The organism is Rhodococcus sp. P3_B8 (assembly GCF_056402775.1).
Genome location: NZ_JBFUGT010000295.1, coordinates 1 through 7,974, shown reverse-complemented (window position 1 = coordinate 7,974; position 7,974 = coordinate 1). Strand labels below are relative to the sequence as shown.

General features: G+C 64.6%; 7 protein-coding genes. 5 read left to right on the top strand and 2 right to left on the bottom strand.

Going from position 1 to position 7,974, the window contains the following annotated elements; translation table 11 throughout:
• The coding region (locus AC1D1G_RS37845; RefSeq protein ID WP_477956143.1) for a glutamate-1-semialdehyde 2,1-aminomutase at positions 1 to 1,008 on the bottom strand (1,008 nt) is incomplete at its 3' end.
• A gap of 206 nt (positions 1,009 to 1,214) precedes the next feature.
• On the opposite strand from AC1D1G_RS37845, the gene AC1D1G_RS37840 reads away from it, so the two are divergent.
• Entirely contained in the window at positions 1,215 to 2,558 is a 1,344-nt protein-coding gene (locus tag AC1D1G_RS37840) for a polysaccharide pyruvyl transferase family protein (RefSeq protein WP_477956142.1), read from the top strand.
• Positions 2,559 to 2,616: 58 nt separating this feature from the next.
• Here AC1D1G_RS37840 and AC1D1G_RS37835 read toward each other — a convergent pair whose 3' ends face one another.
• Positions 2,617 to 3,318 carry a GNAT family N-acetyltransferase gene (locus tag AC1D1G_RS37835; RefSeq protein ID WP_477956141.1) on the bottom strand — a complete coding sequence of 234 codons (702 nt, stop codon included), beginning with the start codon at positions 3,316 to 3,318 and terminating at the stop codon, positions 2,617 to 2,619.
• Between the two features lie 237 nt (positions 3,319 to 3,555).
• On the opposite strand from AC1D1G_RS37835, the gene AC1D1G_RS37830 reads away from it, so the two are divergent.
• The 4 genes from AC1D1G_RS37830 to AC1D1G_RS37815 all read left to right on the top strand — a co-directional run.
• Complete coding sequence (locus AC1D1G_RS37830; protein WP_477956140.1) at positions 3,556 to 5,034, top strand: P-loop NTPase family protein; 1,479 nt, start codon at positions 3,556 to 3,558, stop codon at positions 5,032 to 5,034.
• Positions 5,035 to 5,134: 100 nt separating this feature from the next.
• A complete protein-coding gene (locus AC1D1G_RS37825) occupies positions 5,135 to 6,568 on the top strand; it encodes an O-antigen ligase family protein (RefSeq protein ID WP_477956139.1) in 1,434 nt (477 codons plus the stop codon).
• Positions 6,565 to 7,629: a glycosyltransferase family 4 protein gene (locus tag AC1D1G_RS37820; RefSeq protein ID WP_477956138.1), complete on the top strand. Its 1,065-nt coding sequence runs from the start codon at positions 6,565 to 6,567 to the stop codon at positions 7,627 to 7,629. The genes AC1D1G_RS37825 and AC1D1G_RS37820 overlap by 4 nt, the downstream gene beginning before the upstream one ends.
• The coding region (locus tag AC1D1G_RS37815) for a glycosyltransferase (protein ID WP_477956137.1) at positions 7,626 to 7,974 on the top strand (349 nt) is incomplete at its 3' end. The genes AC1D1G_RS37820 and AC1D1G_RS37815, both read left to right, overlap by 4 nt.

The following is a 7,974-nucleotide window of genomic DNA, read 5'->3' as shown; positions in this document are numbered from 1 at the left end:
GCGTTGTCCCGACTGCACCATGTGAGAAATCGGGTCCTCGGTGGCGTAGGCGTGAACGACCGCTCGGAAGGCTGCCAGTCCGCCGCGCTCCGGGCCGTGCGTGGTCGACAGGAGGAACACGCGCTCGCGGTCCGTATTCAGACCGCCTAGGTCCATGTACTCACGTTTGCCGGCGAGGGCCGATATCGGAAAGCCGTTGCCCATGGCCTTTCCCCAACACGACAGATCGGGTTCGACTGAGTAGAGCGATTGTGCGCCGCCGGCCGACCAGCGGAATCCAGTGATCATCTCGTCGAAGATCAGCAGTGCGCCGTGCCGGTCGCAGAGGGCGCGGGCACCCTGGAGGAAGCCCGGTTCCGGCTCCGCCGTTGCGGTCGCAGCTTCGAGGATGACACAGGCGATCTGACCGTTGTTCCGGTCGAAGAGTGCGGCGAGCGAAGCGAGGTCGTTGAACGCGAAACCGGCGGACTTGGCGCCGATATCGGTGGGAACACCGCTGTTCATCGCTGTGGTACCGATAAACCAGTCGTCGACCGAGAAGAACGGTTGATTGCAGATGGCCACCATCTCTCGGCCCGTCACCGCCCGTGCGAGGCGGACCGCGGCGGTGGTGACGTCCGACCCGTTCTTGGCGAACTTCACCATGTCTGCTGCGGGAACCAGTTCGAGGAAGTCTTCCGCGGCCTGCAATTCGAGCTCGGTCGGCCGGCTGAAGTTCGTTCCATCGGCGATCGCCGCGCAGACGGCGTTCACCACAGGACGGTAGCCGTGCCCCAACGTCACCGATCGAAGACCCATGCCGTATTCGATGAAATTGTTTCCGTCCGCATCCCACACACGGGCGCCTGAACCGCGGACGAGAACGGGTGCCATGAAGTCCGGATACTGGTCGGGACCGCGCGCATAGGTGTGTGCGCCGCCCGGCACCACTCTGTTCAGGCGGGACTGCAGTTCGTTGGAGCGTGTGAACGACGGGCGGGCCGAGCCGTCGTCGCGTGCATTCGACATAGCCGAACTCCGGGGTGTGGAGGGGTGCAGTGCCTTCACGTGTGCGGTACTGTCGACACGAGTCTCTCCCCGTCGGGGTGCACTCGCAAGCGGCGTCGATCGGAAATCTGTTCCGTGGGCTGCATCTGACGAGACTGTTGTCCGCCCAGCGTTGTCGCGCGAGACTGTAGCCATATCCGATTTCTCCGGACTCTTCAAGGACAGTAATGGCGAACTATGAGGCCGACTCGACGGGCATCGACAGTTCGACTGTGCGCGTACTGATCGAAAACGGGGAGTACTGGCTCACCAATAGAGGTGATCTCGCCATCCTCGACGTCACTGTCAGGAGATTGAGCGAGCGATGGCCCGGTGCGCGGCTCGGCGTCCTGACCTATGCACCGTCGTTGTTGCGCGCGTTCGCTCCGAGCGCCGAGCCGGTCACCTATCGCCGTGGGAGCAGATGGGCGCGATCCGGACCATGGTGGCAATTACCTGCGTATGCCGGACCCCACCTGGTCGGCCCGGTGTCGGAGGGCTGGTGGGCTGCCTCGGATCGTCCACGGCGTTACGCCCGCAGGGTTCGTGACTCCCTCCGCGGATCGGTCGCCGTGCCCGACGACAGCGGGCGCATTCCGCGCATTCCGATGGCCGTCCGCGATGCCTCACTCGTGATCGCCATGGGCGGTGGCTACATGACCGACGTCGATCCCTATCAGGCCCACCGAACCCTCGATCTGCTCGAGCGCGCGGCTGACCTGCACATACCGACCGCGATGTGTGGTCAGGGCATTGGACCGCTCACGGGTGAACACCTCGTCGCCCATGCCTCGCAAGTCCTGCCCAAGGTCGATCTCATCGCGGTCCGAGAGGGAGTGCGAGGCCCGGCGCTCCTGCGGTCGCTCGGCGTGTCCTCCGAGAGGATCGTGGTCACCGGCGACGATGCCGTGGAACTGGCCTACGACATGCGATCGGACCCGATCGGGACAGACATCGGGGTATGTCTTCGCGTTGCAGGATACTCCCAGGTCACGGGCGGTGCACAAGATGTCGTCGGACGTGTGGTCCGGGAGTTCGCTGGTAGCGTCGATGCTGGTCTCGTTCCGCTGATCGTCTCCGAGTACGAGGCCGAGGATCGTCGCTCGACGATGCCGTTGGTCGACGGGTTTCCGGTCGTGAGACCCATACTGGGGCGCTTCGCCAGTGCCCGAGATCTGGTGACCGAAGTGGCGCGGTGCCGGGTACTCGTCACCGGCGCATACCACGTTGCCGTTTTCGCTCTTGCCCAAGGTATTCCGGTGGTGGGTTTGTCCACATCGCGCTATTACGACGACAAACTCGGTGGTCTGAGCGGGATGTTCCCCGGCGGCGTCGAGTTGGTGCAACTCGCTGAGGACGGGCTCGAGGAACGACTCACGCGTGCGGTTCACCATATGTGGCAGGCCGCTCCGGATCTGCGTTCCGGCCTGCGTGCTGAGGCGCGCGCGCAGGTGTGTGCGAGTAGGCGGGCGTTCGAGCGCGTGTACGCGCTCGTAGAGTCGGAGAACCCGCGCCGGGCAACGGAACAGTAACGCGCCATTCGTGTTCCGGTCGAATCAAGGGCTGACGAATGCGGTGGTCAGGGTGTCGTCAATGTTGGATGTTGTCGGGACGTGGGTCTCCCATGTTCGAGGCCGGCGCCCACATATCCGACGTGATCGCCCACATGTCGTGATCTCTACGGCGGCCGCCGACGTCGAGGAAGCTGGTCATTGTGCCCTCACGTCTCATGCCCACGCGCTCAGCCCGCTTCGCAGCCGCAGCGTTGTCCACGCAGATGGGCGCGGTGACTCGGCGTAGTCCCAATGTGCCGAACACGTAGTCCGCGAGTAGCACGCCCAAGACTGAGCACACGCCTTTGCCGGTTACCCGTGCGTCGAGCCAGATTCCCAACTCTGCGGTCTTGGTGCGCACGTCGATGCGCTCGAGATTGCATTGCCCCGCAAAGCGTCCGTCGATCTCGACCACCATCGGCAGCGCGAGGCCGGCACGGGCGGCCTTTCGTGACTGAAGGCATTCGTCGACCCATACCGTCTCGGTGTGGCGCTCCGGCCAGCTCAGTGGAGAACTGACCCAGTACGGTTCGATCAGACGCTGATCTCGCAGCCGAATTTCCCGCCAGGCGGTTGCGTCGGACAGCCGCGGCGAACGGAGCGCCACTTCGTGCCCGCCGACGACTACCGGGCCGAGGTGTAAGGCCGGGGCCCGGCGTGCAAGATGAATCCGGCGGAGCGGCCGGAGATGGAACCTGGCCGCCGCGACGACTGCAACTCTTGTTTTCGGAAGATCCAACGATCTCACCTCTGGCGATTGATGATACTCGGCCGCGTATGCCAGTCGTCAAATATGAAAAATCCGCCAAAACCATACCTCAGGTACTCTTCTATGGAGTAAATTAATCTCGAGGTCGGGAAGGTCGCTTAGTCGACATTTCGGGTCGGCGCCGTGGGTCTAACGATGGCGTGCCGAGTCGGCCCGACATCTCAGCGGGGACGCGCGATTCTCCGCAACCTGATGGTGGAGGGGCACATGACCAGCACATTGAACGTTCAGCTCGAGCGTATCTGGCGCCGTCGTGTGTTGGTCGTCCTCATCGCGGCGCTGGCTGTCCTCGGAGGGGTCGTAGCAGCGAAGGAAGCCGGGACCAGCTATACGGGCAGGGCGGCGCTGATCGTCTCCTCGCCGGGCCGGGCTCCCGAACAGGACGCAATCCTCGTGGTGGGGTATGTCGACTACTTCAACAACGGGCCCTACCAGGAACGGATCCGAACTCGAGCGGGCGTCCCCGACGACGTATCCTTCGCAGCCAGCACGGCCGCCGCGAGTCCGATCCTCTATATCGACGCCACAGCCAAAGACCCCGAGACCGCGGCATCCGCGGCAACTGCAATGGCCGGGGCGTTCCGAGACGATGTCAACACCGTCAGGTTTGCCGGTAGGGCCGACACCCTCGAGGAGCTCAGGAAGCAACTCGACGAGCAGCGTGCCACCCCCGAAGCGGACCCCGTCGCAATGGCGCAGCTCCAGGACCGGATCACGGCGATCGAGTTGGACACGACAAACGAGCTGCAGGACCAGCAGCTCGCCGCCGGCGTCGCAGAGGAGAGCCCGTCTCTGGCGCGGAACGCGGTGCTCGGGCTGTTCGGCGGCCTGATACTCGGGTGCGTTGCAGCTCTCGCGCTGGACGCGGTGTCGAAACGCCTCACGACCGCCGACGACGTGCGTGCGAAGGTCGGCGTGGACACGCTGGTCGAGGTCCCGCGCGGCGGGAAACCTCGGGCGGAACAGCGTCGCGAGGCACAATTCCGACGTTTGGCAAACATCGTCGGCTTGGCCGATCTTCCCCGCCCGGCAACGATTGTGGTGACCGCGCCGCGGCGCACGGAGGGCGTTGCACAGGTTGCGCGGGCAATCGCCGAGCACAGGGCGATCCAGAGCGAACGGTCCTTGATCGTGCGGGCGGATCTGCACGGTTCCGAGCGCGCAACGAATGTCGATGACGCTCCGGGCGTCGCGGATTTCCTCGCCCCGGTCACCCCACCTGCGATCGCCGGGTTCATCCAGGACGCGGTACCCGGCGAGATACCGGAGATACCGGAGATGCCGAGCGGAACAGGGAACGGTGATCCCTACGCGCTGTTCACCCGTGAGCGGTTCGGCAACCTGCTCCAACAGGCCCGCAGTATCGCCGACGTTGTTGTCGTCGAGGCTCCGCCCATCACGGAAGCAGCTGAAGCGCAGGTGATCTGCGCGGCAGCAGACGCGGTAGTGCTGGTGGTCGAAAGGCGCAGCACGCGGGTCCCCGAAACGGTGGAGGCATGTCGGCTGCTCGGGCAGGTGGAGTCGAGGTTGCTCGGCGCCGTCATCATCGATCCTCGATGCACGCGACGCAGTGCGCCGATCCCGCCATCGGACGAGTTGGACGAGTCCGCGGACTCGGACGCGTTGGATACCGTCGACCTCGTGCAGGTCCGCGAGTCCACTCCGGATCAGACCGCGCGTCCGTGACCTGACGACAATGAGACGGACACCGCCCCTCGCCGACCCCACCAGTGTCTCGTCCACAGGTGGATCGACCTTCCGATGGATGGTGGGCGCGGGGTTCCCCGTGGCTGTGCTCATCGTGCTCGCAGCCGCCGCGAAGGTACCGACTCATTTCGGTGTGCTTCTTCTGCTCGGCGCCGTCGGCAGTGCACTTGTCTTCGCCGGGCTGCGCGATCCGGTGGTCGCTGTGCTTCTGCTGCTGGTCACCACGTTTCTCCGGGTTGCCCTACCCAGCATTCTGCCGGTGGATCCCTTCGTCCTGGCGTACCTCGGGGTGGTGGGCGCGTGGGCGATCTGGATTGCCCGGGGCATCGATCGCGCTCCGCGTCTGGGCGCCATCGAGTGTGCAATGGTTCTCTACGTCACCTGGAACGTGATGTCGATGTTCTCCTCACATCAGTACGGCTCCGTCGTCCCCGTGTCCGGCGCAGAACTCTCCGTACCGCGATTCGTACTGACCGGCACCATCATTCCGTTCACGGTGTTTCTCGTAGGACGGTACACATTCGACCGAGTGTCTGCGGTCCGGCTACTTCTATGGACGATCCTGTTGCTCGGGGCTTACTCGGCTGCGATGTGCATTCTGCAGTTTCATGGTCCGACCGCACTCGTCTGGCCACGCTACATAGTCGAATCTCCGAGCTGGGAGGGGCGAGCCGTCGGCATCTTCGACCAGCCCGTGGTCAACGGCGTGGTGTTGATCCTCGGTTTCAGCGTGGCGCTCCTCCTCGCCGCAACGCGCAGTGAACCCCGGTGGAGCCGGATTCTGGCCATCGCTATCGCGGTAGCGTCCGCATACGGCGTCTATCTGACCCACACGCGAGTCGTCTGGCTGGCATTCGCTGTGGTGGTGTTGATCGGAGCAGCGTCTGCCAAGGGATTTCGAACCGGGTTCGTCATGACCGGTGCGGTCGTGGCGGCCGCCGTGGCCATCAAATGGTCGGCCTTCACCAGCAGCGATCGTTCCGCGGGTGGTGTCGGATCACCCGACGAACTGCAGGATCGGCTCAACACTGCGGAGACGGCGATCTGGGCAGTCCAGGAGAAACCGTTGGCGGGGTGGGGAATCGGGCGCTTCACCGCGATGAACACGTACCATCATCAACGGTGGGCGCCGGATGTGCCATGGATCCGCGGCTTCGGAATCGCGTCTCACTTCAACGAGCTCGGAATCGCGGCGGAACTGGGACTACTCGGGTTGGCTCTGTGGCTCGCGGTCCTCTTCCTCTTGGCCTGCGGTCTCTTCCACGCATACCGGGTGCTGCCGGCCGACGGCCTGTGCGGGAGGCGTCTCGCGCTCGTAGCGATCATGGCCTTCGTTGTGCTCGTGATCGCGGGCCTCACGGTAGACCTACGGTTCTTCGACTTTCCGAACGCGGTCGTGATGCTGCTCGTCGGAATCGTCATCGGCTGGGCTGATCGACTTCCCGCGGATCAGTCGACACCGGATCCGCATCGACGCGCGCCTGTATCGGTCCCAGAACAGGAACGCGCATGAACCGGCAGCGGGCCCTGTGGGCGTCGACCAGTACGTCCACCCGGGGTGGAGTAGCGACTTTCGTCCGAACGATGCAAGCTACTCCGCTGTGGGAGCTGTGGAATGTTCGCCATGTCAGTACCCACCGGAACGGCACGGTCGCCACGAAGATCGTGGCGTTCGCGACGGGGCTGGGCGCGTTCGTGTCTGCTCTGGTTTTCGACCGGCCGGATGTGGTTCACCTTCATACCTCCGTCGCAGGCAGCTTCATCCGAAAGGCCATCCTCGCCTGGATCTGTCGAATCTTCCGGGTGCCGGTTGTGATGCACGTGCACGGTTCCGACTTCCATATGTTCTACGGCCGATCGCCGCGCCCAATAAAGGCGCTCATCCGCGCCACACTCACCGGTGCGGACGTGGTATTGGCGCTCGGCGACCGGTGGGCAGAGCGGCTCGAGCGGATTGCGCCGCAGGCGTACATCGTCTCTGTTCCCAATGCGGTCCGACCTTGCCGTCCGGTACGGCAGCCGTCCGGACGTGAACCGGTGCACGTGTTGTTCCTCGGCTGCATCGGCGATCGCAAGGGGACCTTCACACTGCTCGACGCGTGGGCGAAGATGATCGGCGACGGAAACGGGCGTGCGCGACTGACGATCGCCGGTGACGGCGAAGTGCAGCGCGCGCGGGACCGGGTCGATGAGCTGTCGGTGGGTAGCACCGTCACGGTGCTCGGATGGCTCGCTCCGGATCGGGTACCCGAATTGTTGACAAGCTCCCAGGTATTGGCCCTGCCGTCGCGCAATGAGGGCCAGCCGATGGCGATACTCGAGGCGATGGCCCACGGTCTGTGTGTGGTAGCCAGCGCGGTGGGAGGCATCCCCGAACTGATCGACGATCATTGTGGGGTGCTGGTTCCGGTTGACGACGTGGACGCGCTCGCGCAAGCCTTGCGTCGTGCGGTCTACGACGACGATGCCCGCATCAGGCTCGGATCCCAGGCGTTGCAGCGCATCCGAGCAGAGTTCGACGTCGACGTCGTCTGGCGCCGTTTCGATGCCCTCTACCGCAAGGTGCGGCGATGACAGCCGATCGCCCCCTGCGGGTGTTGTGTGTAGTGCCTGACCTCCGCGTCGGCGGAGCGGAGCGGCATGCTGTCACGTTGCTTCCCCGACTGGACCGAGAGAGGTTCGAGCCCAGCGTCATCTGCATCGGGAAGGAGGGCGAGCTGTTTCCTGCCCTGGCGGCCGGCGATGTTCCCGCCCTGGCGTTGCGGCGAACGAAGTTGCAGGCGGTCGGTGCGCTGCGCGACCTCGTGCGGGAGACGCGCAGGATTGCCCCGGACATCATGATCGTGCGCGGCTTCAATGCGGAGGCTCTCGGTCGGATCGCTGCCTTTCTGGCGCGAGTTCCACGGACGGTCGTATGGG